Genomic DNA, 400 nt, shown 5'->3' with positions numbered 1-400 from the left:
TGTCGAACCCAGGAGCCCCAGGCTCGGTGATGCAGACCTGCAGGAACGTCACGACATCCTGCAGCTCCTCGCTCGAGAACGAGCCATCCGATTCGAGCATCTCGGGGTACGGCACGAACGGTGAGATCGAAGTGCGAATGTCGATCGGAAGGTGGACCCCGCCCAGAAGCGAGGTGAGCGGTTCCCAGGACGAGCCGTTGTCGACGAGGATCGCTTCGTGGCCAGCGGCGAGCCCGTCGAGGAAAAGGCTTGCGAGAGCGAAGGACTTACCGCTCCCGGTGTCGGCAATGACGAGCCCGTGGTGTGCCGTGGATAGGCTCTTGTCAGTGAGGTCCAGCCGGAAGAGATCGCCGCCAGGCGTCTCGAGGATGCTCGCCGGGCGCGCCGTTCCGTTCCAGGC

At 64.5% G+C, this 400-nt stretch carries 1 protein-coding gene; it reads right to left on the bottom strand.

The window, feature by feature from the left end; genetic code table 11:
* Window positions 1-400, bottom strand: a 400-nt coding sequence (locus tag I6F37_RS43190; protein WP_225154861.1) for a hypothetical protein, incomplete at both ends; no start/stop codon positions are given.

This window comes from Bradyrhizobium sp. NBAIM08 (assembly GCF_020193935.1).
Lineage (GTDB): Bacteria > Pseudomonadota > Alphaproteobacteria > Rhizobiales > Xanthobacteraceae > Bradyrhizobium > Bradyrhizobium yuanmingense.
The sequence above is the reverse complement of the archived record's forward strand: the minus strand, read 5'-3'. Positions and strand labels throughout refer to the sequence as shown.